Below are 25,489 nucleotides of genomic sequence, written 5' to 3'. Positions count from 1 at the left end.
CGTTAAGACATGCCTAATTTCTTTATCGATCGCCCCATATTTGCCTGGGTGATCGCCATCATCATTATGCTGGCTGGGGGGCTCTCGATCCTCAAGTTGCCAATAGCGCAATATCCGACGATTGCGCCGCCGGCAATTTCCATCACGGCCATGTACCCCGGTGCCGACGCAGAAACCGTGCAGAACACCGTGACTCAGGTTATCGAACAGAACATGAACGGTATCGATCACCTGATGTACATGTCTTCAAATGGCGACTCCACCGGTACAGCAACCATCACTCTGACCTTTGAATCCGGTACCGATCCGGATATTGCTCAGGTACAGGTTCAAAACAAACTGGCGCTGGCGACACCGCTGCTGCCGCAGGAAGTACAGCAGCAGGGTATTAGCGTTGAAAAGGCATCCAGCAGCTTCCTGATGGTTGTCGGCGTTATTAATACTAACGGCACCATGAATCAGGATGACATTTCTGACTATGTTGCCGCCAACATGAAAGATGCGATTAGCCGTACCAGCGGCGTTGGTGACGTGCAGTTGTTTGGTTCCCAGTACGCTATGCGTATCTGGATGGACCCAAACAAACTTAATAACTTCCAGTTGACGCCGGTTGACGTTATCAGCGCCCTGAAAGCGCAGAACGCCCAGGTTGCAGCAGGACAGTTAGGCGGTACGCCCCCGGTGAAAGGCCAGCAGCTGAATGCCTCCATCGTGGCGCAAACTCGTCTGACCAATACTGAAGAGTTTGGCAACATTCTGCTGAAGGTTAACCAGGATGGCTCCCAGGTTCGTCTGCGCGATGTCGCGCGCATTGAGCTGGGTGGTGAAAACTATGACGTTATCGCGAAGTTTAACGGTCAGCCAGCTTCTGGTCTGGGTATTAAACTGGCGACCGGCGCGAACGCGCTGGATACCGCAAACGCCATTCGCGCCGAACTGAAGAAAATGGAGCCTTTCTTCCCTTCTGGCCTGAAGATTGTTTATCCGTATGACACCACTCCATTCGTGCAGATCTCCATTCACGAAGTGGTAAAAACGCTGGTTGAAGCCATCATCCTGGTGTTCCTGGTAATGTATCTGTTCCTGCAGAACTTCCGCGCCACCTTGATTCCGACGATTGCCGTGCCGGTCGTACTGCTGGGGACGTTCGCCATCCTCGCGCTGTTCGGTTTCTCGATAAACACGCTCACCATGTTTGGTATGGTGCTCGCCATAGGCTTGCTTGTGGATGACGCCATCGTGGTGGTGGAAAACGTCGAACGTGTAATGGCAGAGGAAGGGCTACCGCCGAAGGAAGCCACGCGTAAATCGATGGGCCAGATTCAGGGCGCGCTGGTAGGTATCGCGATGGTGCTTTCTGCGGTGTTTATCCCGATGGCCTTCTTTGGCGGTTCCACCGGTGCGATTTACCGCCAGTTCTCGATCACCATCGTCTCCGCGATGGCGCTGTCGGTGCTGGTCGCTCTGATTCTCACCCCGGCGCTTTGCGCCACGATGCTGAAGCCAATCCAAAAAGGCAGCCATGGCGCAACCACTGGCTTCTTCGGTTGGTTTAACCGCATGTTCGATAAGAGCACGCATCACTATACCGACAGCGTAGGCAACATCCTGCGTAGTACCGGTCGCTATCTGGTGCTGTACCTGATCATCGTTGTGGGAATGGCCTGGCTGTTCGTTCGTCTGCCAAGTTCGTTCCTGCCAGACGAAGACCAGGGCGTATTCCTGAGCATGGCGCAGCTGCCTGCAGGCGCAACTCAGGAGCGTACCCAGAAAGTACTGGATGAGATGACCAATTACTATCTCACCAAAGAGAAAGATAACGTTGAATCGGTATTCGCCGTAAACGGTTTTGGTTTCGCTGGTCGTGGACAAAACACCGGTATCGCGTTCGTCTCTCTGAAGGACTGGAGCCAGCGTCCAGGCGAAGAGAACAAAGTTGAGGCGATTACCGGCCGCGCGATGGGCTATTTCTCGCAGATCAAAGATGCAATGGTCTTCGCCTTTAACCTGCCGGCAATTGTTGAACTCGGTACCGCAACGGGCTTTGACTTCCAGCTGATCGACCAGGCTGGCCTGGGCCATGAAAAACTGACCCAGGCACGTAACCAGCTTTTTGGAATGGTTGCGCAGCACCCTGACGTATTGAGCGGCGTTCGTCCAAACGGCCTGGAAGATACTCCGCAGTTCAAAGTGGATATCGATCAGGAAAAAGCGCAGGCGCTTGGCGTGTCTATCAGCGACATCAACACGACGCTTGGCGCGGCATGGGGTGGTAGCTACGTCAACGACTTCATTGACCGTGGCCGCGTGAAGAAAGTGTATATCATGTCCGAAGCGAAATACCGCATGCTGCCAGAAGACATTGGCAACTGGTACGTACGCGGTAGCGATGGACAGATGGTACCGTTCTCCGCCTTCTCAACCTCGCGCTGGGAATATGGCTCGCCGCGTCTGGAGCGCTACAACGGTCTGCCATCGATGGAAATCCTCGGCCAGGCGACACCAGGTAAGAGTACCGGTGAAGCGATGAACCTGATGGAAGAGCTGGCGGGTAAACTGCCTGCCGGTATCGGCTATGACTGGACGGGTATGTCATATCAGGAACGTTTGTCAGGTAACCAGGCGCCAGCGCTGTACGCTATCTCGCTGATCGTCGTCTTCCTGTGTCTGGCGGCGCTGTACGAGAGCTGGTCAATTCCATTCTCGGTCATGCTGGTCGTTCCGCTCGGTGTTGTGGGGGCGCTGCTGGCTGCCACCTTCCGAGGATTGACTAACGACGTTTACTTCCAGGTTGGTCTGTTGACCACTATCGGCCTGTCGGCGAAGAACGCGATACTGATCGTTGAATTCGCCAAAGACCTGATGGATAAAGAAGGCAAAGGCCTGATTGAGGCAACGCTTGAAGCCGTTCGTATGCGTCTGCGTCCGATTCTGATGACCTCCCTGGCGTTTATCCTCGGTGTAATGCCGCTGGTTATCAGCTCCGGCGCAGGCTCCGGCGCGCAGAATGCCGTAGGTACTGGCGTAATGGGCGGGATGATTACCGCGACGGTTCTGGCGATTTTCTTCGTGCCGGTATTCTTCGTGGTCGTGCGTCGCCGCTTCAGTAGGAAAAATGAGGATATTGAGCACAGCCATCCGGTTGAGCATCATTAATCTCTCCATTAAGGGCCGCATTCGCGGCCCTTTCACTTTGTCTCACTTTAAAACGCACGGATTGTGATTGTTTATTTTATAACCTGAGATATAATATTTAATGATGATTACCGCTGCTTATCTATGACCTTTTTTCACTGACTTTACTCCCTCAACTCCACACTAAGAATATTCTCAATCACTGACATTATGTATGGTTGTATCAACGTATCAGCTAAACGCACGGGCTAACCCGATGATATATAAGGTCAGTCTTCGATTTTTCCGTTGTAGTTAAAGGCACGATATAATAAAGACCGAGGCATTTAAGATAAATTGACCGCGTTAATTGTAATTTTTCGTAATAGCACGATGAAATCTTTTTAAGAGTGGATTATAGTTAAAGAGCAAGATTACAATGTATGTGTCAGGTCTGTTAGTCGTGTTCATCCCACAACGGTGTCGATAGTCGTCGTTAAACCACTAAAAAGGGGGATGCGTTATGGACGAATACTCGCCAAAAAGACATGATATTGCGCAGCTTAAATTTCTCTGCGAAACCCTGTATCATGACTGTCTTGCAAACCTGGAAGAGAGCAACCATGGCTGGGTTAATGACCCAACCTCTGCTGTCAATCTTCAGCTTAATGAATTGATCGAGCACATTGCCGCGTTCGCACTTAATTATAAAATTAAGTATGCTGAGGATAATAAGCTGGTGACTCAGCTTGACGAATATCTGGATGACACTTTCGTGTTGTTCAGCAACTACGGCATTAACACTGCAGATCTGCAGAAATGGCGTAAATCAGGCAACAGGTTATTCCGCTGCTTTGTGAACGCCAGTCGGGAAAACCCGGCCAGTCTTTCTTGTTAATATTATTACAATCAAAAGGTGAATTTATGTCTGATAAAACATTAACCAAAATAGACTATTTGATGCGCTTACGACGTTGTCAGACAATTGATACGCTGGAGCGCGTAATTGAAAAAAATAAATATGAACTTTCTGATAATGAACTGGCGGTATTTTACTCAGCAGCCGATCATCGTCTTGCTGAACTGACGATGAATAAATTGTATGACAAGATCCCGCCATCGGTCTGGAAATTCATCCGCTAATTATTTCAAATGAAAGCCCAAACTCTTGTGTCGAAAACGCCCTTCCCTCATGCTGCTAATAAATGCGACACCGGTCACAGAAGCTGTTTCTGTACCTATATGAAACCGGTTTCTTTTTTATACTGTGGCGGCCTACAATGAGGAAATAAGGGAAGCCTCCATGAGTGAAGAAAAACAAAAAATGATTGCCGGTGAGCTGTATGTGTCAGGTGACGCTGAGCTAAAGGCCGACCGTCTACTGGCCAGACAACTGTTGCATCGTTACAATCATTCAGCGCCTGAAGAGCGTGAATTAAGAAAAGCATTACTGACGGAACTGCTAGGCCACGCAGGCGACGCTTATATCGAACCCACTTTTCGCTGCGATTACGGCTACAATATCTTCCTCGGGAAAAATTTCTACGCCAATTTTGATTGCGTGATGCTGGATGTGTGTCCGATACATATTGGCGAAAACTGCATGCTGGCGCCGGGTGTGCATATTTATACCGCAACGCATCCCCTTGACCCTGTTGAACGAAATAGCGGTAAAGAGTACGGAAAACCCGTCACTATTGGCCACAATGTGTGGATTGGCGGCCGGGCCGTAATTAATCCTGGCGTGACTATCGGCGACAATGCCATCGTGGCTTCCGGTTCCGTAGTGGTGAAAAATGTGCCAGCCAACGCCGTCGTCGGCGGAAACCCGGCCCAAATCATAAAAATGCTGGAGAGCGAAAAACGGTAACTGTTATGCTTTTCCGCAACCAATCTGTTACTTTTCCCACGGATTTACGCAACATAAAATAGCCTTCAGGCTGAGCCCAACGCGCATCTGTTCGCCGCGTCTGCATAGGGGCTCATGGCAGAATTTGGGGAATAAAATGACAGAAATACAGCGGCTGCTGAAAAGCACCATTGATGAGCTTAATGTGCAAGAGAAGCGCGATAACCGTCCGCGCTTTAGCATAAGCTTTATTCGCAACCATCCATGGCTTTTTGTCGCGATGTATGCGGCTTTCCTGGCAACACTCATCGTGATGCTGCGTTCTGAAACGCTGGTAGATTCGGTCTGGCTATTAATCGTACTATTTGTTCTGCTGAACGGCTTCTTTTTCTTTGACGTTTACCCGCGCTATCGCTATGAAGACATTGATGTTCTGGACTTCCGCGTTTGTTATAACGGGGAGTGGTACAACACTCGATTTGTTCCCGGTCAGCTCATCGACCGAATCCTGCAGTCGCCGCGCGTCGATGGCGAGCAGAAAGCTCAGCTGCAAAAAATGATCGCCACCAAAGGCGAACTCTCATTTTACGATGTCTTTTCCCTTACCCGCATCGGTGCTGCGCAATAAGGCGATCCAGCGTCCGTATCGCAGAAGGAAAGCGTGATGCGGACGTATTACCGTAGCCCAGAACAAAGCCGCTTCTCGCCTTTTTTTCATTCAGATAAAAACGGCTTAATGCGCCGGGCGCGAGCTGAAACCGCCGGGCCTGCTGCACAATAGCTTCATCATCAACGTCTTCGACGACGACAGTCAGGTGTAACCCCCCCTCGCCGCCTGATATTTCATAAGGGTGAGTAAGCTCTGCCGCCAGCGTTTCCCGCAGCTGCTGCTGGCGTTTGCGATACAAGCGGCGCATAGCGGCAAGATGACGCGCGTAGTGCCCCTCTTCGATAAACAGCGCCAGCGCCCGCTGTTCAGCACGATGACCGCCCCGTAACAGTGAACCAATCGCGCCTCTTGCGGCATCCGCCAACCCCTCCGGCATCACCATAAAGCCAATACGCAGCGCGGGAAAAAGCGTTTTGCTGAATGTCCCCAGATAAACTACCGGCGCCTGCCTGACCATTCCCAGCATGGCGGGAATCGGTTCGCCGCTATAACGAAATTCACTATCGTAATCATCCTCGATAAGCCAGGCATCATGACGGCGGGCATATTCCAGTAAAGCCAGTCGCCGCCCGGCGCTCATCACCGAACCGCAGGGGTATTGATGGGACGGTGAAGTAAAGATTAATCGCGGTGCTGCGCTATCATCATCGGTATCGAACCGCATACCCTCTCGATCGACGGGTATCCCCTTGATGTGAAGCCCGGCTTTAAGAAACATGCTTTTTGCCCCTAAATAGCCGGGTTCTTCCACCCATGCCGTCTCCCCGGCAACGCTCAGCAGATGCGTACATAAATCAACGGCTTCCAGCGCTCCTTCCGTAATCACAATTTGCCCGGCTTCGCAGCGAATGCCCCGGGAGAGCGCCAGATGACGGGCAATCGCTTTGCGCAATACAAGTTCCCCCTGCGCATCGCCGTAGCCCAGCAATGCGCTTCCCTCCTCGCGCAATACCCGGTCAAGGAGTCGACGCCAGATAGCAAGAGGAAAGTAGTTAACCGCAGGCATTCCCGGTGTAAAGAGCAGCGTGGGCGAATCTCGGCGCGTGGCGGCGGGTAATCCCTGAAGATACTCGGGGAGCACAATCACGCGCGCCGCAATTTCCTCTTCTCCCTGCGACTTCAAAAGCGCGGCGTATGTCCCCTGGCGGCTACGCAGCAGATACCCCTCCATCGCCAGCTGCTCCAGCGCGCCGTTGACGGTATTGCGCGATAGCTTCAGACGCTGCGCCATAGCCCGTGAACCTGGCAGGCGGCTACCGCCCGCCAGCGTACCTTGCAAAATGGCCGCTCGCAGACGGAGATAGAGCGTGCGCTGCAGGGTTTCACGCCCTCTGTCGCACAGCGCCTGCTCCAACAGAGTAAAAAAAGCATCATCAGGAATATTCATTTTGGCTCCTCGTGGTACTACGAGAACATACCCTGATGGCCCTTTTTATGGAACCAATAAGGGCTTAATCTCACAGCATTCGTCCATAGAAGGAAATCCTGATGAGCCATCTTAATCAATACGATCAGCCCGTTGGCACCGCCCTGCCCGACTGGCAGCCCTGTCCACATCCTGAAAGGGTGAACCTGCAGGGCCGCTTTTGTCGGCTAGAGCCTTTGCGCTCCACGCATGCCGGCGCGCTGTTTGACGCCCACCGCTTAGCCCCGGATACCCGAAGCTGGACATGGCTGCTGCGTGAACCGGACAGCAGCGTAGAGGAGTACCGCGCATGGATTGAGAGCGTTTCCGGGCAGAACGACCCCATTCACTTCGCGGTGATCGATAAGCAAACAGACCAGCCCGTGGGCTCACTGGCGCTGATGAGAATTGACGCTAACAACGGCGTTGTTGAAGTCGGCCACGTTCACTTCTCGCCTTTACTGAGCCGGACCGCAATGGCCACCGAGGCCCACTGGCTGCTGATGGATTACGTCTTTGATACGCTCGGCTATCGGCGCTACGAGTGGAAATGTAACAGTCTCAACGAACCGTCACGCCGGGCGGCGCTGCGGTTGGGATTTCAGTATGAGGGGCAATTTCGTCAGGCGCTGGTGATAAAGGGCCACAACCGCGATACCGACTGGTTTTCCATTATTGATTCCGAGTGGCCACAGATAGACAGGGCAATGCAGCAATGGCTGGCCGCCGACAACTTCAGCGCCGACGGCCAGCAGTTACGTACGCTGGGGAGCTTTCGTTAACGTCTTTTCTTGCGTCCCTGCACGGCTTTAAAGCGGGGATTGCTTTTGCAAATCACGTATAGCCGCCCCTTGCGCTTCACGATCTGGCAATCCGGGTGGCGTTGTTTCGCGCTACGCAATGAGTTTAGCACCTGCATTATTTGCCCCTCTTCGCATCAATAAAGCCGCCAAAGCGCTGACGGAAACGCGCGGTACTACCTTCGTTGTTGAAGGCCTTCTGCTTACCGGTGTAATACGGATGCGATTTGGACGATACATCAAGCGTCACGTAGGGGTACGTCTCGCCCTCCAGTTCGATCTCACGCTCGGTTCTGATAGTAGAACCGACCTTAAAGTATTCGTTGGCGCTGGTATCGTGAAAAACCACCGTACGATAATGCGGATGAATATTGGGTTTCATAGCGACCTCAATCATTATGTTATAACATAACAATACCGTACACCGTGTAAAGACAAAGATCAACCCTGAGAATGAGAAGGATGAAAGGGCGGCGAGAGCGCCCTTTGCAGATTAAGGACTTAGCTGATGCGCCAGAGCCCGGAGCTGCTCAGCAATAGACTGCAGATTTTTGCCAGGCTCCGTTTTTGGCCCGGTAGAATGGCGTACAACCAGACGAGCCGGAAGGATAGAAGACGTATGTGATGTTTCGTTATCGCCGCTGTCAAGAATGCGCCGAACGGCCTCCTTCCCTTGCAGATCAAGATCCAGCGAAACCGTGGTTAGCGCCGGGTAGAAGAACGAACTCTCATAAGTGTCATCATAACCAATAACCGACTTTTCTCCCGGAATCGGTACCTGGTGCTGGTGAAATGCGCTCAGTACGCCCAATGCCATCTGATCGTTACCTACCAAAACGGCGGTAAAGTTTGGCGTCTCCCGCAGCATTTGCAGCGCGCCAGCGTAGCCGCTTTGCGCGTCCCAGTTGCCGCGAATCACCGTTACCGGCTCCAGCCCGTAACCCTCCAGGGTTTCTATCCAGCTTTTCAGACGCAGTTTGGCCGATACCGAACTTTCAGGGCCGGCCAGCAACGCGATTTCCCGATGGCCCATCTCATAGAGATACTTGACGCTGGCCCGTGTACCGTCCGCCGGATTAAACGAAACGTTAAACACCGAGCTATAGGGATCGACATCTAAAAAAAGACAGACGATGTCATCGTTATCAGCGGCTATTTTTTGGGCCTGTTCAGTCTCCAGCGGCACGTTGATGATGACCTTATCCACCAGTTGAGACTTCAGTTCATTAATAGAGTCCTGGATACTTTGGTTGACGCTCTCATCAATCATGGAGATGAGCACCTGATAACCTTCCACGTTCGCATAACGTTTTACCGCCGCAGCCACCTGGGATGGGGCATGCAATGCAAGGGAAATAGTGACCAGGCCCACGGTACGACTTTGCTTACCTACCAGCTGTTGCGCCAGGCGGTTCGGGACATAGCGCAGCTCCTCAATGGATTTCTCCACCTTACTGCGCGTGGCTTTGGATACATTAGCAGATTTGTTCAGTACCCTGGACACGGTCTGATAGGAGACGCCCGCATGGCGTGCAACGTCTTCTAAGGTCGCGCTTTTAGACTTCATGGTCCGGTTCCTTGTGTTGTTATCCCTGAATTGTAACAGGGGCAATGTGAAAAAACGCTCATTGCCGTATTCCTCCTCCAACCATAGCCATAAAAAGTATTACGCTCACAATACTACAAATTGTGAATGGACTCACTTTGCGTAACAAAACACGCCTTTTTATTTGCAGTTAATCACACTATGGCGATCATTCAATTGCCTGTTTTCAGGTTTAGGCATTTTATGACATCGGTTATGTGAACGTAACACAAAAAAATAAGAGGATAGACATGAACACTACGCTGCGCACACTTTCCGTTGCGTTGGCCGCTGCGCTGATTTCACCATCCGTGTTTGCTGCTTCCGCAACCCTCCCGGGTATCGACTTTCATGGCTATATGCGCGCCGGGGTTGGGGTCTCCGGCGACGGTAGCCAGGCCGAATGGCAAAAAAATAAAATTGGCCGTCTGGGTAACGAATCTGATACCTACGGCGAGCTGGAGCTGGGATCGGAGGTCTACAAGAAGAATGATGTTAGCTTCTACCTCGATAGTATGGTCAGCATGGTATCTGACGGCTCAAACGATAATGAAACCACGCTTGATGACGATGCGCAGTTCGGCCTGCGGCAGCTAAACCTGCAAATTAAAGGTCTGATCCCCGGCGATCCAAATGCAGTCATCTGGGGCGGCAAACGCTACTATCAGCGCCACGATCTGCACATTATCGATACGAAATACTGGAATATTTCCGGATCCGGCGCCGGGATCGAAAACTATACGCTCGGTCCGGGCGCCGTTTCATTTGCCTGGATCCGCGGGGATGCCAATGACGTCGACTACCGCGTCGATGGCGACAGCAACGTCAATATTAACTATCTTGATTTGCGCTATGCGGGCTGGAAGCCGTGGGCCGGATCCTGGACCGAATTTGGTATCGACTACGCGATGCCGAATACCACTAAAAAGCAGGATACCTACGGCGGACTCTATGATGCTGAAAACGGCGTCATGCTAACCGGTGAAATCAGCCAGGATATGCTGGGCGGTTACAACAAAACGGTTCTGCAATACGCAAACAAAGGACTGGCGCAGAACATGGTGTCCCAGGGGGGCGGCTGGTATGACATGTGGAACTACGTCAATGACGCCACCGGCTACCGCGTTATCAATACCGGTTTAATTCCGATTACTGAAAAGTTCTCTATTAACCACGTCCTGACCTGGGGCTCCGCGGATAACATCACCGATTACACGGATAAAACACGCATGCTGTCGCTGGTGGCGCGCGGGCAGTATCAGTTCACCGAATATGTACGCCTGATTGGCGAAGTGGGCGGCTTCTACCAAAAGGATAGCTACAAAAATAATACCGATTACAAACAAGCCGGTGAGAAATACACCATTGCGCTGGGCCTGGCCGATGGACCTGACTTTATGTCGCGCCCGGAACTACGAATTTTCGCTTCATACCTGAATGATTCTGAAAATGGTAAGCCGTTCGAAGATCGGACCGCCAATAATACGTGGAACTTTGGTGTACAGGTCGAAGCCTGGTGGTAATAGCCGTTTAACTGTTTTATCGCCAACTGTAAAGTTATTAATTACCCTCCGGTAATGATTATTGCCATTGAATGCCTGTTATATTTTCGGGATAACTCATTATTGCGTTATCCCGTTTTATTTTATTTCCGGCTGGCAAAGTGCTCATCAAGTAATTGCCGTAAAGCATCCGACTGCTTACCGAAAATAGCATGCACCTGCTGCCCCAGGATAATAACCCCAAGCGCTCCCTGCTGCTGTAAGGCCTGAGAATCAACTAACGATAGATTATTGACCGTGACGCGTAAGCGGGTAATGCAGGCGTCAACGTTAATAATATTCCCTTCACCACCAAACGCCTGAATTAAATAATCAATCTGTTGTTGCTCCGCATGACTTAAAGGTACCGCCGCACGAGGCTGCGAGAAGTAATTCAGAAAGGATTTTAAACTCACCATACCAGACTCCTGATTAGCAGATAAAAAAACGCCTGCTCGCAGGAGCAGGCGCGGGGAGAGAAAAATTACGCGCGACGACTGAGGATACGGCAATCCCATGCATTTAAGACCAGCGGCGTATTCAGCGCCGTACCGGTGAGGCAGTCCAGATAGCCTTGCGGCAAAACCACGCTATGCTGCTGCGCGCTGTAGTTTTGCAGGAAAACGTAGGCGGTTTCACCGTCCGTGCGTGCGGTCGCCACTACGCCCGGCGGGAAATCAGCCTCAACCGCGCGCGGCAGAGAGAGTTCTTTCATCAGGCTGCAGAAGAAGTCCCGCTGGAAGGCCAGATCGTTGCGCGATGCAACGTGCCATGCCTTGCCATTACCAAAGTGATTGACGGTGACCGCCGGTCTTCCTGCATAAAAATCATCGCGATAGGTAGCCAGCGGTTGCGCGCTTTCAGCATGAATCAGTTCACACAAATGGCGTACCTGGTACGGCCCCTGCAAGCCAGCTTCATTACCCGCCAGCCCCTGTACCAGGTTGCGTTCGCCGTCGTTCAGGCAGTCAATTTCTTCCGCCCAAATGCCCAGCAGTTTACGCAGCGGGCCCGGGAAACCGCCGAGATGGCAGAGGTCGGACTCGTTCACTATCCCTGTCCAGTATGTTGTAACTAAATGACCGCCGTTAGCCACAAACGCTTCGGCGCGTTCGGCAAATCCCTCACGAACCATATACAGCATTGGCGCAATGACCAGTTGATAAGGACTCAGGTCAACGTCAGCATCGATAACATCAACCGCAATCCCCTGCTCCCAGAACGGACGGTAATGTTCGTTGACGGTATTTTCATACTCCATGCCGAGATTACGCGGCCCCTGAGCATCATCCAGCGCCCAGCGATTTTGCTGATCGAAGATAATCGCCACTTTCGCATCCGTCCGGCAGCCCACGACGCCAGGCAGCTGGCTTAACATCTCGCCGAGCTTCGTCACTTCACGGCCCACGCGCGTATCCAGATGACCGACATGATCGATAATCGCGCCATGGAACTTCTCCACCGAACCGCGGCTTTTACGCCACTGAAAATACTGCACCGAATCCGCACCGTGCGCCACCGCCTGCAAAGAGGAGAGAATATGCATTCCCGGCTTCTTAAGCTTACTGGTTGGCTGCCAGTTGGTCGCACTGGGAGTGGATTCCATTAATACAAACGGCTTACCGCCCTTCAGGCTGCGCATCATGTCGTGATACATCGCGGTGTAGCAGGCCAGCGTGGTTTCATCTCTATCGCGATGCCACATGGGGTAGCTGTCCCACGAGATAAAGTCCAGCGTCTGCGCCAGCTGCCAGTAGTCGTAATCGTAGAAATACTCCATGAAGTTGGTGGTCACCGGCAGTTCGGCATTCGCCGCTTTCAGCGGAGCAATCTCATGGCGGCAGAAGTCGGTCACCTGGGCGGTATTAAAGCGATGCCAGTCAAGGTTGAGACCATGAATTGAGACTTCTCCCTGCGGCGCCGGAGATTCGATCTGCGACCAGTCGCTATAGGTGTGGCTCCAGAAGGTACTCCACCAGGCGTGATTGAGATTATCCAGCGTTTCATAGCGCGCTTTCAGCCAGTCGCGGAAACGCTCCTGACACAGGCTACAGTGACACTCCCCGCCGTATTCGTTGGAGATATGCCAGCCCAGCACCGCCGGATGCTGCGCGTAACGTTCCGCCAGCAGGGTATTAATCTTCAGGGTTTTCTCACGATAGACCGGCGACGACATACAGTGGTTATGCCGTCCGCCGTGCAGGGCAGGCACCCGATCGCGACCAACGCGCAGCACCTGAGGATATTTCTGCGACATCCACGCCGGGCGCGCGCCGCTTGGCGTAGCAAGAAAGACATGAATTCCGGCGGTATACAGTTTTTCCAGAATACTGTCCAACCAGCCAAACTCAAATACGCCCTCCTGAGGTTCAAGCTTCGCCCAGCTGAATATCCCTACCGACATCACATTGCATTTTGCCTGCTGCATCATGGCAATATCTTTGTCGATAATATCCGGATAATTCTCCCATTGCTCCGGGTTATAGTCGGCGCCATGCAATAGCGTATTAGCCTTCGGACTCAAAGGCGCAAATTTTTTCATAATAAACATCCTGAAGTGTAAAACTGAATAATTAATTAAATACCTTCATCGACGGCAATGCTTTTCCCTGGCAATCAAACAGCGCCTGATTTTCCCGGGCATTTCCCTCTTTCCACTCATCGTGGATATATTTCATTCCGGCAGGCGTCGCCCAGGTATTTCCCGGAACGGCAATCCACGTCGGCTCCCAATAAAAAATACCTTTACCGCGATGCTGCGGAACATCGGCAACGGCCTGCATTAAGTCGTGAATATAATTATATTGTCCCTGGACGGTGGCGGGGTAACCACCATCTTTTTCTTCTTTCGCCTGGAAGCTATTTTCGGCATTGTCGCAGTTATCCAGGGTATAAGCGTAAGCGGCCTCCACCACTATCACGTCTTTGTTATAGCGTTGACTGATATCGTCCATATTGGCTTTCAGCGCGCTAATCGGGCCATTCCAGTAGGTATACATCGACAAACCAATGATGTCGTAAGGGACGTTACGCTTGCTGATTTCATCAAACCACCAGCGGAAGGTGTCGTTTTTCGTGCCTTCGGCCAGATGAAGCATAATTTTAACCTGCTCACCGCCGGTGAGATTTTCCTTCACTCCATCGATGGCGGCATTCAGCAGCCCAGCAAGACGATCGAACTCGCCGCCGCCCTGCCCCCAGCTTTTACCTTCCGGCCACAGCATACCGCCGTTGATTTCGTTGCCGATCTGCACCATATCCGGCAGCACGCCCTCCTGCTTAAAGCGGGCAATCGTGTCGCGGGTATAATCGTGGATCGTGGTTTTCAGCTGCGGATAGTCCAGCTTCTCCCAGGCTTTCGGCTTGAACTGCTTACCCGGATCGGTCCAGAAATCGCTGTAGTGGAAATCAAGCAGCAGCTTCATCCCCTGCGCTTTTGCCCGCTTCGCCAGCGCCAGCGTCGTCGCCAGATCGTTATCGCCGCCGCCGTAGCGCTGGCCTTTAGCATCTTTGGGATCCACCCACAGGCGCAGACGAACGTAGTTCACGCCATCGGCCTTGAGGATCGCGATCGGATCCTGCTGCTGATTGTTGTGATTAAAGAACTTCGCGCCGTGTTTTTCCGCATCCAGCAGCGTAGAGATATCCGCGCCTTTAATAAAATCAGCGGGCATATTGCTAAACGCCTGCGTTTGCAGCGCATCTGCCGCCAGCGTACCGGCGGAAAAACAGCATGCCAGAGAAACAGCAAGCCACGCGGGTGTTAATCTTTTCATGGGGTTATCCTTTTGTACTGCCTGAGGTGAGGCCGGAAACAAAGTACTTTTGTAGCGCCAGATAGAGAATCGCCACCGGGACGGCAATCAATACCGCTCCCGCCGCGTAGGTGGTGTAGCTGGCGCCCATCTTCTGTGCGACCAGGTTATACAGGCCAATCGGCAGCGTGTACTTATCCGGGGTACGCAATATGGTGCTGGAGAGAATGAAATCCCCCAGCGGACCGGTAAATGAAAACAGCGCCACCACCGCCAGAATAGGCTTCGACAACGGCATAATGATCTCGAAAAAGATACGGAAGCTGCTGGCACCATCCATCCGCGCGGATTCATCCAGATCTTTGGGGATCGCGTCCAGATACCCCTTCATGAGCCAGGTATTCATCGGGATCATGCCGCCCACGTAGATCAGTACCAGCGCCAGATGACTGTTGATTAGCCCCAGCAGCTGAGAAAGGACAAAGATCGCAATTAGCGCCGAGAACTGCGGAATCATCTGCAACAGCAGGAACAGCATCAGTCCGTTCTGCCGCCCTTTGAAACGAAAGCGGGAGAACGCATAGGCGGTGAAGCTCACGCTGACTAGGGTCAGAAGCATGGTCATGAAGCTGATTTTCATCGAGTTCCAGTACCAGGTGAGATAATTCACATTGCCGTTGAACAAATCCGCGTAATGCTGGAACGACAGGTTTTCAGGAATAATCGACGTACTCAGCAGACTGTTCCCGGCGTTCAGCGACGCCCCTACCGTCCAGACCAGCGGGTAAATAATGATCGTCGAGACAAAGATGACCACCAGCCAGGTGAGTGACAGGCGAATCCACTTTTCGCGTTTAATACTCGGTGATTTAGCCATGTTGCTTCCCTTACGCCATATCGTCATTTTTAAAGGATTTTGTGGCGCGGAACTGCCACAACGCCAGGCCGACGACGAAAATCGATAGCAGGATCGTAATAGTGGCCGCGATAGCGTATTGCGAAGACGACATGGTGAGTTTGTAGATCCACGACACCAGAATATCCGTACCGCCGGCATTCGACCCCGCCACCGCAGGCCCGCCGTTGTTGAACAGATAGATGATATTGAAGTTATTAAAATTGAAGGTGTACTGAGTAATAATAATTGGCGCAATCGAGTACAGCACCAGCGGCAGAGTAATGGTCCGCAGCCGGGTAAACGCGCTGGCGCCATCCATCGTGGCCGCTTCATAGAGATCGTCCGGAATCGCCTGCAGTACGCCGGTGGTCATGGCGAAAACAAACGGGAAGCCCAGCCAGGTTTGCATCATGATCAGCGCCGTCTTAGTCCAGAACGGGTCGGTCAGCCAGGCCTTCGGACTGATGCCGAAGAAGGACAAAATGGCGTTGTTAATGACCCCGAATGAATCATTGAACATCCCGGCAAAAACCAGAATCGTCACAAACCCCGGCACCGCCCACGGCAGAATAAAAATCGTGCGGATCATTGGCTTGAAACGCAAATCCTTCTGGTTAACCAGAATCGCCAGCAGCACACCAACGGTGCATTGCAGGGTTGTCGCCAGCAGCGTCCACACCACCGTCCACTGCAGGACATCAAAAAAGGTCGAGCGCCAGATGGATAATGTAAAGATGTTGATGAAGTTTTTGAACCCCACCCAATCGACCAGCTTCGCGGGCGGCGTGTGATAAAGGTTGTAGTTAGTAAAGGCGATCGCAAAGCCAAACAGAATCGGGAAGATGACCACAAACACCAGCAGAATAAAGCCCGGCGTAATCATCAAATAGGGAAAACCGTCGCTGAGCAGCATCTGATATTGCTTGCGTACGCTGTTCAGCGCCATACCCTCATCGCGCTTTTTACCGTTAATCCAGGCATCGCGCAGCGAGAGGAAATAGACTAACAAACCAAAAGCGATAATCAGCACGCTGATTATTCCTTCCGCCAGCAGGAAGATAGAGTTATCCCGCGGGACTTCTTCGCCTAAGGTGTATAACCCCCACAGGCCTTCGCTGAGAAAGTCATAGAAAATGCTCATAAAACTGCTCAGCAGCACCAGGAAGACAATCCCCTTCAACCACTGGCGGTGATAAAACTGACCAAAACCCGGCACGATAGCCAGCAGCAGGCCGCACCACGCGTGGCGTCCTGCGCCACGCGCTTCGGCAATATTTTCGCTGGGATTGATAATCACACACGACTCCTTCTGAAAACGGGAGGCCTCCTCCCGTTCTGTTACTTCACCTGATTACTGATTGCTGGCCTGCATGGCTTCGATCTGCATCTTGATCTGCTTCTCGGCGTAATCCAGCGCCGCCTTCGGCTCCTGTTTACCGGTCAGGCTCAGCTCCAGGGCTGCGTTCGCCGGGCCCCATACCTCCCCCATTTCCGGTATTCCTGGCATTGCCGTCGCCCGTGCTGACTGCACCGCCACCGCGCTGGCCTTCTCGTCATTCTTAATCAGCGGATCGTCAATCATTGCCTTCAGCGGCGGGATTTCGCCGGTCGCCACATAGCGTGCTTTCACATACTGAGGCTGGTTAATAAACTCAATAAACTGCTGCGCCAGCGCTTTATCTTTACTCCACGTCGAAACCACGTAGCCCTTCACGCCGAGGAAGGAGCTCATCGGTTTGCCGTCCGGCAGCGTCGGCAGAGGCGCAACGCCATAATTAATGCCTGCCGCTTCGTATGGCTGGAAAGCCCACGGGCCGTTAATCACCGCCGCCGCTTTCTTCTCGGTGAACAGGGAATCGATGGCGTTCAACCCGTTGTCACCGAGGATCCCTGCCGGGAAAACCTTATCGGTATAGAATTTTTTCAGGAAAGTGACTGCTTCCACTGCGCCGGGTTTGTTGAGACCGACATCCTGCGGGTTGAAGCCCCCTTTATCGTTTTTGCCAAAGATATAGCCGCCCATTGGACTGATAGCGCCCCAGCTGTAATAAATCTGGTCGAACTTCGCCAGCAGACCGTATTTCCCCTCTTCGCGCTGCTTCTTCGAATAGTCGAACCACGCCTGCAGGCTATCCAGCGGCTGGTCGATCAGATCTTTGTTGTAAATCAGTACCAGGGTTTCCACCGCTTTAGGTACGCCGTAAAGCACGTTATCCATATGGAAAGCGCTGATTGACGCAGGCGTAAACGCCTCCTGCTTCTCCTGATCCAGAGTCAATGGAGATAGCAATCCCTGGACAACCGCTCCGCCTAGCTGATCATTAGGGATCACCAGGACATCCGGGCCGATGCCCGCCGGACCATCAAGACGCAGCTTTTCCAGCTGTTGGGCGTACGGCATCTCCTGCACGTTCACCTTAACGTTGAACTGCTTTTCAAAATCACCGACTGCGGCTTTGATGCCGGCGGATTTTTTGATGTCTTCCCAAACGTTGAGCTGCCCGGCCGCGTGCGCCTGCAGGCTCGTTAGCTGCCCGGCAGCCAGAATGGTAAGGATCAGTGCAGCAAGAGTGTTCTTTTTCATTATCAACCTCATGTGAAGGTATAACAATTTAATGGTTTTTATTAAGTAATGTGACTTCAGCAAATCTCTTAGCAAGTTGATTAACGGCAGTTCATAAACAAAACATCCGTCATGTTTGATTTGTTATACGCTACGCTTTGAAGGCTGATAAAACTACTGGAAGCTACTCGTTGTGTGATCATCATTGCAGAAATGAAACATCGTTGTATGGCGCTAAAACCGTGGAAGTTATAGTCGCTGCATGTTTTTAGTGTCGTTGAGCATCGTTCGGCTGAATTGTTACACGTTATACAAATTCCGCATCGCAGCCCAAATCCCAACGGCAAAAATGGCTAACAATCCGGGGAGTGTTGATGTCCAATATACGACTGAGGAATGTCACCAAACGGTTCGGCAGTACGGTGACGCTGCATCAGGTAAATCTTGATATTGAAGATGGTGAATTTGCGGTGTTCGTCGGCCCGTCCGGCTGCGGTAAATCGACGCTACTGAGGATGATTGCCGGTCTTGAAGAGGTCAGCGAAGGTGAAGTGCTAATTGGCGATGAGGTGATGAATGATGTCGTTCCTGCCCATCGCGGCGTCGCTATGGTATTCCAGTCCTATGCGCTCTATCCGCATATGACGGTGGCGGAAAATATGGGCTATGGCCTGAAAGTGAACAAAGTACCAAAAGATGAAATTCGCCGTCAGGTTGAAATGGTGGCGAAAACGCTGCAGCTCTCTCATCTGCTGGATCGTAAGCCTAAGCAACTTTCTGGCGGTCAACGTCAGCGCGTTGCCATCGGCCGCGCTATTGTACGTAATCCACGGGTGTTTATGTTTGATGAACCCCTTTCTAACCTCGATGCCGAACTGCGCGTTGAGATGCGCCTGCATATCGCCAAACTCCATCACGAGCTCAAAACGACCATGGTTTATGTTACTCATGACCAGGTTGAAGCGATGACTCTCGCCGATAAAATCGTGGTGATGAACTACGGCAAAGTTGAGCAGATGGGATCGCCGATGTCGCTGTATTACAACCCGGTGAATAAATTCGTCGCGGGATTTATCGGTTCGCCGAAAATGAACTTCCTTCCCGCGACGGTTACCGCATGGCAGCCGGGCCAGCTTAGCGTGAAGATGGCGCAAGATCATAATCTGACGCTCAATATCACCACCTCACCGCTGCAGCCCGGCGCTGCCGTCACCCTCGGTATTCGTCCTGAACATCTCTCTACCGATGTGAATATCGGTACCGTGGTTGAGTTTCAATGTGAAGTGGTCGAGAGACTGGGTAATAATACCTATCTATTTGGCCAGTGCTACGGCCACGATAACGTCAAAATTCTGCTGCCAGGCGACGTTCACTTTCGCCCCTGGCAGAAAATCAGCGTTGCCTTCGACGATCGCTACTGCATGGTGTTCGACGAAAACGACCTGCGGATTAGCACCGACATCGCCGCGCCGGATGCCCACTAAACGCAACATCTGGCTGTCATGATTGCGCTTTAGAATATGAACCTGTGCTGGCGATGCTTATTGGCTGCCAGCATACCAGCCCTCGTTTTTCTCCGCGCCGTTTACAGCTTCGGGCGTCGCGGATCATCCACTGTTAGCCCGAATTCGCTGCTCTCTCGCGGTTCGGGCCTTTTTATCCCGTTTACCTAATCGTCCTTTTTATCTTTCGCGTATACTCATCGCACCCCTTAATAAATTTAGGAAATGCTCATGACGACCCGGCATCAGGTGAGCCTGGTTACAGGGGTACTGATACTGGCCATTATTTTGCCGGTGGCGCTGAGTATTTGGTTGGCAATGCAGCAGGCCAAAGCGCAGTTTTATACCGGACTGGACAACTTTTCCGTTCGGGTACTGGCTCGCGTTCAGCAGGTAGCCGATCAGGCAAGAGAGGCGCTGAACGAAGCGGATGCCGATACCGCCGCGACCTGCAGTCCGCAGCATCTGCTTAATATGCGGCGGATTGCCTACACCCACCGCTACGTGCAGGAAGTGTTGTGGTTACATGGAGGTATTCCGCAATGCTCTTCTCTTGAAGATCATCGGGTATCAGTAACGTTTCCTGCTCCCGACCATATTACTGCCGACGGCTATCGTACCTGGCTCACCTCGGTTAGCGATCTCGGGCTACAGCATAAAATGACGGCAATGGGCAGCGAACATCATGTGGTGATGATCGATCCGGTTTCATTTATTGATGTGATTCCGTCAGGCCAGGAAGAGATTCACACACTCTTGTTTGGCACGAAGCGCGATCAAATTATCATCAGCAGTAAACCGCTCGACGCCGCCGCCTGGGAGCACATTAAGCGTCTGGATGTCGAAACCTTGACGCTTGATAGCACCGTTTATCGCCTCCGCCGCATCCCTGAACTAGGGCTGGCGATCGCGGCCTGGTCATCAACATTACCGCTACAGCAAAAATTACATCAACAGCTAATGCTGTGGTTGCCGATTGGTTTATGCACCAGCCTGCTGGCCTCATTCCTGCTTCTTCGCCTGCTGCGAAGGCTGCGCTCTCCGCGTTACGGGATGCTGGACGCGCTGAACTCCAATGCTATACAGGTCTATTATCAGCCTATTATTTCGCTACAGACTGGCAAAATCGCCGGCGCGGAAGCACTTGCCCGCTGGAGGCAGCCTGACGGTAGTTATTTATCGCCGGATATTTTTATCCCGCTTGCCGAACAGACCCGGCTGATAACCCGGTTAACCGAAGATATCGTGCGGAAAATTTTCGCCGATCTCGGAACCTGGCTGCGCCAGCGCCCGGAAGTGCATATTTCGATCAATTTATCTGTCGATGATTTGCGTTCGCCAACGCTGCCGATACTCCTGCAGGAGCAGCTCCAGCACTGGGGTATCAGCGCTCAGCAGATCATCCTTGAAATTACCGAGCGCGGCTTCGTTGACCCGCAAACCACTCTGCCCGTCATCGCCGGCTATCGTCAGGCCGGACACCGTATATCAATTGATGACTTCGGCACCGGCTACTCCAGCCTGAGCTATTTACAAAAACTGGACGTCGACACCCTGAAAATCGATAAATCGTTTGTCGATACGCTGGAGTACAAACCGCTGACGCCGCATATTATTGAAATGGCGAAAGCGCTTAATCTGGCGACCGTCGCCGAAGGCGTCGAAACCGAAAGCCAGCGCGACTGGCTGCGCGTTCACGGCGTGCAGTACGCCCAGGGTTGGCTTTATAGCAAAGCGCTGCCAAAGGAGAAATTTATCCTGTGGGCTGAAAACAACCTGAAAGCGTATTCAACGCCGCCTGCGGAAAATACCTACTGAGCCTATTTCAGATAAGATTTAATCACCTGCATGACCACTTCAAGGTCAGCTTCACGCTGGCCTTCTTCCGGCTCTTTGACGACATGATCCGTTAAATGCCCCTGGATGACCTGCATCATCATGCCGTTTACCGCACCGCGAATGGCGGCCAGCTGCTGGAGAACCTCTGCGCATTCATGCTCGCGGTTGAGCATTTTTTCCAGCGCAGCGCTCTGCCCCTGAATTTTCTTCAGTCGGGTCAATAACATCTTCTTGTGACGAACAGTATGTGACATTACGCGCTCCACTCTTTGATGACTCGATCGTTTCCATTAACGACCCCCCGTATGTAACAAGGCCAGCATACCATGCTCTACTCCCCGGGAGTATTTTTCTACCAGGGGGTAGTATTTATATACTAGGGGGGAGTAGCATAAGATCACTTTTGGCAAGGGACCACGTTATGAACGATTTCACTTCACTGCTGCAACAGGGGAATGCCTGGCTATTCATTCCCAGCGCGATCCTGCTCGGCGCGCTGCACGGTCTGGAGCCCGGACACTCGAAAACCATGATGGCGGCATTTATTGTGGCAGTGCGCGGAACGTTGAAGCAGGCTGTACTACTGGGGCTAGCGGCGACGGTATCGCATACGGCCGTGGTCTGGCTGGTGGCGATGGCAGGCCTGTGGTTTGGCCGCGGTTGGGATGCGCAAACGTCAGAACCCTGGTTTCAGCTGATCTCAGGGATCCTTATTGTGCTGATTGCCTGCTGGATGCTGCGGCGTACCTGGCTCGAATCTCGTACACACCAACGCGATCGTGACCATAACCATAACCATAACCATAACCACGACCACGACCACGACCACCATCATGCACACCATCATCCGCATCAACACCATCCTCACGCGTATCCGCTGGTGGCCACCGCAGAGTGGCAGGACGCCCATCAGCGCGCGCATGCGGAGGAGATCAACCGCCGCTTTAACGGACAGCGGGTCACCACCGGACAGATCGTTTTGTTTGGGCTGACGGGCGGGCTAATCCCCTGCCCGGCGTCAATTACCGTATTGCTTATTTGCCTCCAGTTGAAAAAGGTTTCGCTGGGAGCCACGCTGGTGCTGAGTTTTAGCGTTGGGCTGGCGCTCACCTTAGTGGCTTCAGGCGCAATTGCCGCCCTGAGCCTCAAGCACGTCGCCAACCGCTGGCCGGGACTAAACGATCTCTCACGGAAAGCACCGTGGATTTCCGGTGCGCTGATTATTGTGGTGGGTTGCTATATGCTGCTGCACGGCTGGCGTAATCTGTAGGGCTTCTATCGCCATCCCCACCGACTATGGGGATGGCAAAGATGAATTACTCATCGAGGAGCGGGGAAAACCCGCCGTATATCATTCGTTTTCCATCAAATGGCATATTTTCGCCAAACTCTTTCATCCGCGGGTCAGCCATCATTTTAGCGTTGGCGGCATCGCGCGCCTCTTTAGAGGGGTATTCAATCCAGCTGAATACCACCTCTTCATTATCTTCAGCTTTTACCGCCAGACGAAAATCGGTCAGCTTGCCATCCGGAACATCATCCGCCCAGCACTCGACCACGCGTAGGGCGCCAAACTCTTTAAATAGCGGCAGCGCCTTTGCCGCCATCGCGCGGTATGCCTCCTTATTTTCCGCCGGTACGGCAACAACAAAACCATCAACGTACTTCATGAGTATGCTCTCCGAAGTGAACAGTACCGCCGGACAATCCGGCCGTATCTGCAGTGATAAGTTTAGTCTCCAGCGCGGATAGCAGCTTAATATCAGGAGATGGCCTCGCCCGGTTTCGCCAGCGCCTTACGTGCAGCCGACTGATGAAACCACGGCAGGCAGAGCTGAATCAACGGCCCAATGGTTATCGCATAGAGTACGGTTCCCACGCCAAATTTGCCGCCCATCATCCAGCCAATCAGCAGAACGGAAAGTTCAATCGCCGTGCGAATGCCGCGCAGCGACCATCCGGTACGTGCATGCAGTCCGGTCATCAGCCCATCGCGCGGACCGGGGCCGAAACCTGCGCCAATATACATTCCCGTCGCCAGCGCATTCAGTACGATAGCCCCGGCCAACAGCAGGCTACGCGCCACCAGCGATTCTAACGGCGGCAGGATAGCCAGAGTGGCGTTTGCCGCCAGGCCCAGCACAATCACATTGCTTACCGTGCCCAGCCCCGGCATTTGTCGTAGCGGGATCCACAGCAGCAGCACCGCCGCGCCCGTCAGAATCATCACCGTTCCGAAATCAAGATTGAACTGGTTGCCGATCCCCAGATGAAAAACATCCCACGGATCGGCCCCCAGATTGGCATGAACAAACAGCGCGGTCGACACGCCGTACAGGACCAGACCAATATAAAGTTGCAGCAAGCGACGTACCATTTTCCACCTCAGGACAATTGCGATTCCCCTCATCATCAGTAAAAATGGATTGATAATTAATGGCCAGTTTTAAAAAAGTGGATTGCTATGTCATCTCGTCGCTTTGGTTCACAATCGCTGGTGCGCCTGCTCGGTCACTGGCAGGAATCCGGTTCCCGCATGCCGCTCTGGCGTCAGCTGGCGGAAGCGCTGCGCCTGCTGATTCTCGATGGCCGCCTTGCGCTGGAAACCCGTTTGCCCGGCGAACGGGAACTGGCGGCGGCGCTGAATATCAGCCGTACTACGGTTGCCAGCGCGCTTGGACAGCTACGGGAAGAAGGCTATCTCTACAGCCGTCAGGGAAGCGGTTCGCGGATCGCTTTGCCGGAGCGGGCTGTGGAGATCAAGACCAATAAACCTGACTCGCCGTCGGTCAATCTGGCCGTCGCCGCGCTCAGCGCCGGGCCTGAAATTCATCAGGCTTTCAGTCAGGCCCTGAAAATCATGCCGCAGCATTTATCCAATACCGGTTACGATCAGCAGGGTCTGCCGCTTCTGCGTGAAGCGATCGCCCACCGCTATAGCGAACGCGGCCTGCCAACCCGAAGCGATGAAGTAATGATTGTTAACGGGGCACTTAGCGGCCTGGCATTGGTTTTGCGCTTATTTACCGGGCCCGGCGATCGGGTGGTGGTGGATGCGCCGACTTATCCTATGGCGATTAGCGCGATTCAGGGAGCATCATGCCGCCCGGTCAGCGTGGCGTTACCGCAGCAGGGATGGGACTGCGACGGTTTAGCGGCGACAATTGCCCAAACGGCGCCGCGGCTGGCATGGCTGATGCCGGACTTTCATAACCCTACCGGTCGCTGTATGGATAGCCCCACGCGCCAGCGGGTAGCAGACATCGCCGCGCAAACCCGCACCACGTTGGTAGTAGATGAAACGATGGTCGACCTATGGTACGACGCCCCGCCGCCGCCGCCTGTAGCATCGTATAATCCTGATGCTCCGGTGATAACCATCGGCTCTGCGGGAAAAAGCTTCTGGGGCGGTTTGCGCATAGGTTGGATCCGCGCATCCTCGCGCACTATTGCATCTCTGGTTCAGGCGCGGGAGTCCCTCGATCTCGGCTCCCCGCTGCTGGAGCAGCTGGCCTGCTGTTGGCTGCTGGAGAATGAGAAAATGCTGTTGCCGTCGCGGCGCGCCATGCTGGCAACCCGTCGGGATATGTGCGGCGCGCTGATGGCGGAGTATTTTCCCCACTGGCGCTTCACGCCGCCGGAAGGAGGACTCTCTTTTTGGGTTGAGTTACCCGGGATGCTGGCAACGCTGTTTTCCGTTCGCGCGGAAAGCCGGGGAATTCATATTGGAACAGGAACGCGATTTGGCCTGGCGGGCGCCTTTGACCGCTATTTACGCTTACCGTTTACGCTTGCGGATGATGAACTACGTCACGCTTTTAATATATTGCAGCCGTTATGGCATAGTCTTACGGAGCAGAAAGAGAGCTTCCGCCCACGGAAAATTATTTAATAAAATATCGACGGGCTGGAGCCAGCCCGTCAAAAGCCATCATCCGTGATGCATATGAGATGTTTTTATAAAATTG

At 52.9% G+C, this 25,489-nt stretch carries 25 protein-coding genes; 11 read left to right on the top strand and 14 right to left on the bottom strand.

What is annotated here, in order from left to right:
* The first annotated feature begins 9 nt into the window (after window positions 1-9).
* From acrB to maa, 4 genes are all read left to right on the top strand, one after another.
* Window positions 10-3,156 carry a multidrug efflux RND transporter permease subunit AcrB gene (acrB, locus tag K2184_RS14205; RefSeq protein ID WP_004099650.1) on the top strand — a complete coding sequence of 1,049 codons (3,147 nt, stop codon included), beginning with the start codon at window positions 10-12 and terminating at the stop codon, window positions 3,154-3,156.
* Window positions 3,157-3,637: 481 nt separating this feature from the next.
* A complete protein-coding gene (tomB, locus tag K2184_RS14200; protein ID WP_004099648.1) occupies window positions 3,638-4,012 on the top strand; it encodes an Hha toxicity modulator TomB in 375 nt (124 codons plus the stop codon).
* A 26-nt stretch (window positions 4,013-4,038) separates the two neighbouring features.
* Window positions 4,039-4,257, top strand: coding sequence for an HHA domain-containing protein (locus tag K2184_RS14195; protein ID WP_004099646.1), 219 nt, complete (start codon window positions 4,039-4,041; stop codon window positions 4,255-4,257).
* 160 nt (window positions 4,258-4,417) lie between these two features.
* Window positions 4,418-4,984, top strand: coding sequence for a maltose O-acetyltransferase (maa, locus tag K2184_RS14190; protein WP_023320460.1), 567 nt, complete (start codon window positions 4,418-4,420; stop codon window positions 4,982-4,984).
* Here the strand turns inward: maa and K2184_RS14185 are convergent.
* Window positions 4,953-5,090 (bottom strand): hypothetical protein, encoded by a 138-nt coding sequence (locus tag K2184_RS14185; RefSeq protein ID WP_224226357.1) that lies wholly within the window; start codon window positions 5,088-5,090, stop codon window positions 4,953-4,955. The two genes, maa and K2184_RS14185, sit on opposite strands and share 32 nt — an antisense overlap.
* Before the next feature lie 30 nt (window positions 5,091-5,120).
* On the opposite strand from K2184_RS14185, the gene K2184_RS14180 reads away from it, so the two are divergent.
* Window positions 5,121-5,591 (top strand): YlaC family protein, encoded by a 471-nt coding sequence (locus K2184_RS14180; RefSeq protein ID WP_004111038.1) that lies wholly within the window; start codon window positions 5,121-5,123, stop codon window positions 5,589-5,591.
* Here K2184_RS14180 and K2184_RS14175 read toward each other — a convergent pair.
* Window positions 5,566-7,020 carry a PLP-dependent aminotransferase family protein gene (locus K2184_RS14175; protein ID WP_163524628.1) on the bottom strand — a complete coding sequence of 485 codons (1,455 nt, stop codon included), beginning with the start codon at window positions 7,018-7,020 and terminating at the stop codon, window positions 5,566-5,568. The genes K2184_RS14180 and K2184_RS14175 overlap by 26 nt on opposite strands.
* A 101-nt stretch (window positions 7,021-7,121) precedes the next feature.
* Between K2184_RS14175 and K2184_RS14170 the strand changes: the two genes are divergently transcribed.
* Window positions 7,122-7,820 (top strand): GNAT family N-acetyltransferase, encoded by a 699-nt coding sequence (locus tag K2184_RS14170; RefSeq protein ID WP_004099639.1) that lies wholly within the window; start codon window positions 7,122-7,124, stop codon window positions 7,818-7,820.
* Here K2184_RS14170 and ykgO read toward each other — a convergent pair.
* The 3 genes from ykgO to K2184_RS14155 form a co-directional block, all read right to left on the bottom strand.
* Window positions 7,817-7,957 carry a type B 50S ribosomal protein L36 gene (gene ykgO, locus K2184_RS14165; RefSeq protein ID WP_003859006.1) on the bottom strand — a complete coding sequence of 47 codons (141 nt, stop codon included), beginning with the start codon at window positions 7,955-7,957 and terminating at the stop codon, window positions 7,817-7,819. The genes K2184_RS14170 and ykgO overlap by 4 nt on opposite strands.
* On the bottom strand, window positions 7,957-8,220 hold the full coding sequence (locus tag K2184_RS14160) for a type B 50S ribosomal protein L31 (RefSeq protein WP_064396976.1): 264 nt from the start codon (window positions 8,218-8,220) through the stop codon (window positions 7,957-7,959). Before K2184_RS14160 ends, ykgO begins: the two co-directional genes overlap by 1 nt.
* A 111-nt stretch (window positions 8,221-8,331) precedes the next feature.
* Complete coding sequence (locus tag K2184_RS14155; RefSeq protein WP_004099636.1) at window positions 8,332-9,405, bottom strand: LacI family DNA-binding transcriptional regulator; 1,074 nt, start codon at window positions 9,403-9,405, stop codon at window positions 8,332-8,334.
* Between the two features lie 269 nt (window positions 9,406-9,674).
* Here K2184_RS14155 and K2184_RS14150 point away from each other — a divergent pair, with 269 nt between their 5' ends.
* Window positions 9,675-10,946 (top strand): maltoporin, encoded by a 1,272-nt coding sequence (locus tag K2184_RS14150; RefSeq protein WP_004099631.1) that lies wholly within the window; start codon window positions 9,675-9,677, stop codon window positions 10,944-10,946.
* A 122-nt stretch (window positions 10,947-11,068) separates the two neighbouring features.
* Here the strand turns inward: K2184_RS14150 and K2184_RS14145 are convergent, their stop codons facing one another.
* From K2184_RS14145 to K2184_RS14120, 6 genes are all read right to left on the bottom strand, one after another.
* Window positions 11,069-11,383 carry a glucose PTS transporter subunit EIIB gene (locus tag K2184_RS14145; protein WP_016808697.1) on the bottom strand — a complete coding sequence of 105 codons (315 nt, stop codon included), beginning with the start codon at window positions 11,381-11,383 and terminating at the stop codon, window positions 11,069-11,071.
* A gap of 65 nt (window positions 11,384-11,448) precedes the next feature.
* Window positions 11,449-13,506 carry a beta-galactosidase gene (locus K2184_RS14140; RefSeq protein WP_163524626.1) on the bottom strand — a complete coding sequence of 686 codons (2,058 nt, stop codon included), beginning with the start codon at window positions 13,504-13,506 and terminating at the stop codon, window positions 11,449-11,451.
* Window positions 13,507-13,537: 31 nt separating this feature from the next.
* Window positions 13,538-14,740 carry a glycoside hydrolase family 53 protein gene (locus K2184_RS14135; protein ID WP_163524624.1) on the bottom strand — a complete coding sequence of 401 codons (1,203 nt, stop codon included), beginning with the start codon at window positions 14,738-14,740 and terminating at the stop codon, window positions 13,538-13,540.
* Window positions 14,741-14,744: 4 nt separating this feature from the next.
* Window positions 14,745-15,596: a sugar ABC transporter permease gene (locus tag K2184_RS14130; RefSeq protein ID WP_024273851.1), complete on the bottom strand. Its 852-nt coding sequence runs from the start codon at window positions 15,594-15,596 to the stop codon at window positions 14,745-14,747.
* A 10-nt stretch (window positions 15,597-15,606) separates the two neighbouring features.
* The gene (locus K2184_RS14125; protein ID WP_004099614.1) at window positions 15,607-16,914 is read right to left on the bottom strand and encodes a carbohydrate ABC transporter permease; all 1,308 of its coding nucleotides are present in this window, start codon (window positions 16,912-16,914) and stop codon (window positions 15,607-15,609) included.
* Between the two features lie 54 nt (window positions 16,915-16,968).
* Window positions 16,969-18,201 carry a maltodextrin ABC transporter substrate-binding protein gene (locus K2184_RS14120; RefSeq protein ID WP_163524622.1) on the bottom strand — a complete coding sequence of 411 codons (1,233 nt, stop codon included), beginning with the start codon at window positions 18,199-18,201 and terminating at the stop codon, window positions 16,969-16,971.
* 353 nt (window positions 18,202-18,554) lie between these two features.
* Between K2184_RS14120 and K2184_RS14115 the strand changes: the two genes are divergently transcribed.
* Entirely contained in the window at window positions 18,555-19,664 is a 1,110-nt protein-coding gene (locus K2184_RS14115; RefSeq protein WP_023320456.1) for an ABC transporter ATP-binding protein, read from the top strand.
* A gap of 249 nt (window positions 19,665-19,913) precedes the next feature.
* Entirely contained in the window at window positions 19,914-21,500 is a 1,587-nt protein-coding gene (locus tag K2184_RS14110; protein ID WP_105889817.1) for an EAL domain-containing protein, read from the top strand.
* A 2-nt stretch (window positions 21,501-21,502) separates the two neighbouring features.
* On the opposite strand, the gene K2184_RS14105 is transcribed toward K2184_RS14110, so the two are convergent.
* The gene (locus K2184_RS14105) at window positions 21,503-21,775 is read right to left on the bottom strand and encodes a metal/formaldehyde-sensitive transcriptional repressor (RefSeq protein ID WP_004099606.1); all 273 of its coding nucleotides are present in this window, start codon (window positions 21,773-21,775) and stop codon (window positions 21,503-21,505) included.
* A gap of 167 nt (window positions 21,776-21,942) precedes the next feature.
* Between K2184_RS14105 and K2184_RS14100 the strand changes: the two genes are divergently transcribed.
* Window positions 21,943-22,791 carry a nickel/cobalt efflux protein RcnA gene (locus K2184_RS14100; RefSeq protein ID WP_439237758.1) on the top strand — a complete coding sequence of 283 codons (849 nt, stop codon included), beginning with the start codon at window positions 21,943-21,945 and terminating at the stop codon, window positions 22,789-22,791.
* A 46-nt stretch (window positions 22,792-22,837) separates the two neighbouring features.
* Here the strand turns inward: K2184_RS14100 and K2184_RS14095 are convergent, their stop codons facing one another.
* Both K2184_RS14095 and K2184_RS14090 read right to left on the bottom strand, forming a co-directional pair.
* Window positions 22,838-23,191, bottom strand: a complete 354-nt coding sequence (locus K2184_RS14095) for a DUF1428 domain-containing protein (protein ID WP_049129115.1) — start codon at window positions 23,189-23,191, stop codon at window positions 22,838-22,840.
* A 92-nt stretch (window positions 23,192-23,283) separates the two neighbouring features.
* Window positions 23,284-23,898: a YczE/YyaS/YitT family protein gene (locus tag K2184_RS14090; protein ID WP_004099600.1), complete on the bottom strand. Its 615-nt coding sequence runs from the start codon at window positions 23,896-23,898 to the stop codon at window positions 23,284-23,286.
* Between the two features lie 87 nt (window positions 23,899-23,985).
* Between K2184_RS14090 and K2184_RS14085 the strand changes: the two genes are divergently transcribed.
* Window positions 23,986-25,413: a PLP-dependent aminotransferase family protein gene (locus K2184_RS14085; RefSeq protein WP_163524618.1), complete on the top strand. Its 1,428-nt coding sequence runs from the start codon at window positions 23,986-23,988 to the stop codon at window positions 25,411-25,413.
* Window positions 25,414-25,489: the final 76 nt, after the last annotated feature.

This window comes from Klebsiella sp. K5-306 (assembly GCF_051835185.1).
In the GTDB taxonomy this organism is placed as follows: Bacteria; Pseudomonadota; Gammaproteobacteria; order Enterobacterales; family Enterobacteriaceae; genus Klebsiella; species Klebsiella oxytoca.
This window is presented reverse-complemented; position numbering and strand designations above follow the sequence as displayed.